Origin of the sequence: Streptacidiphilus sp. MAP5-3, from assembly GCF_041262505.1 — a bacterium.
GTDB lineage: Bacteria > Actinomycetota > Actinomycetes > Streptomycetales > Streptomycetaceae > Streptacidiphilus.
The window spans coordinates 1-1,644 of sequence record NZ_JBGCCL010000070.1 but is presented as its reverse complement, the minus strand read 5'-3'; the positions used below and the strand labels follow the sequence as shown (position 1 = coordinate 1,644).

Genomic DNA, 1,644 nt, shown 5'->3' with positions numbered 1-1,644 from the left:
CGGTGGAGGTGCTCGATCCGGTTGAGCGTGGCCTGCTCTTGGAGGACTGGAACGGTCCGTCGGTGGAGGTTGGTGCGCTGGTGCCGGAGGTGTTCGCCTGGCAGGTGGTGCGGACGCCGGATGCGGTGGCGGTGGTGTTCGAGGGTGTGGAGGTGTCGTATGCGGAGTTGGATGCGCGGGCGAATCGGTTGGCGCATTTCCTGATCGGTCGGGGTGTGGGTGCGGAGTCGGTGGTGGGGTTGTGTCTGCCGCGGGGTGTGGAGATGGTGGCCGCGATCTTGGGTGTGTGGAAGGCGGGAGCGGCGTATGTGCCGCTGGATCCGGAGTATCCGGCCGAGCGGCTGGACTTCATGGTGGCGGACAGCGGTGCCGGTTTGGTGTTGGGGACGGGCGGGCTTGACCTGGCTACTCCGGAGTTGGCTGCTCAGCCGTCCACAGCGCCCAGGACGGAGCTGACTGAAAATCAGTTGGCTTACGTGATCTACACGTCGGGGTCGACGGGTGTGCCGAAGGGTGTGGCGGTCACTCATGGTGCGGTGGCGGGCATGGCCGTGGCGCTGGGTCCGCATCTGGGTGTCCGGGTCGGGACGCGGGTGCTGCAGTTCGCGTCGTTCAGCTTCGATGCTTCGGTGTTGGATGTCGTGTTGACGCTGTCGGCGGGTGGGACGTTGGTGGTGGCGTCGGCGGGGGAGCGGGCTGATGTGGGTCTGCTGGTGAAGTTGGTGTGTGGGGCGGGGGTTGAGGCGGCGAGTGTGGTGCCGTCGTTGCTCGCTGTGTTGGAGCCTGCTGAGCTGCCGGGTTTGTCGACGGTGTTGGTGGGTGCGGAGCCGATCTCGGTGGAGCAGGCGCGGGTGTGGGGTGCGGGCCGGCGTTTGGTGAATACGTATGGTCCGACCGAGTCGACGGTGATGGTGACGGCTGGGCGGGTGGATGGTTCGGGTTCGGTGGTGCCGATGGGCGCGCCGGTGGCGAACATGCGGTTGTTCGTGCTGGACGGGTGGTTGCGGCCGGTGCCGGTCGGTGTGGTGGGGGATCTGTATGTCGCGGGTGGGCAGTTGGCGCGTGGCTATGTGGGTCGCCCGGGCCTGACCGCGGAGCGGTTCGTGGCGTCGCCGTTCGGCGGTGGTGGGCGGATGTACCGTACGGGCGACCGTGCGAGGTGGTCGGGCGACGGCGAGTTGGTGTTCGCTGGGCGTGCGGATGAGCAGGTGAAGATCCGTGGCTTCCGGGTGGAGCCGGGTGAGGTGCAGGCGGTGGTGGCCGAGCATCCGGGCGTGGCGCGGGCTGCGGTCGTGGCCCGTCAGGGCCGGGTGGGCGAGGAGTCGCGGTTGGTCGCCTATGTGGTGGGCGCCGATGCTGCGGGCGATGAACTTCCGGCTTCTGTGCGTGAGTTCGTTGCCACTCGGCTGCCGACGTACATGGTGCCGTCGGCGGTGGTGGTGCTGGAGGAGTTGCCGCTGACGGTGAACGGCAAGCTGGACCGCAAGGCCCTGCCCGCCCCCGAGTACGCCGCCGGCGCGGGTCGAGCGCCGGCGACGGTGCAGGAGGAGTTGCTGTGTCAGGCGTTCGCGCAGGTGCTGGGCCTGGAGCGGGTCGGCGTGGAGGACGACTTCTTCGCCCTGGGCGGCCACTCCCTACTGGCGA

1 protein-coding gene is annotated in these 1,644 nt (G+C 68.7%); it reads left to right on the top strand.

Features of this window, described 5'->3' with window-relative positions:
* The coding region (locus tag ABH928_RS36450) for an amino acid adenylation domain-containing protein (protein WP_370073051.1) at positions 1-1,644 on the top strand (1,644 nt) is incomplete at both ends.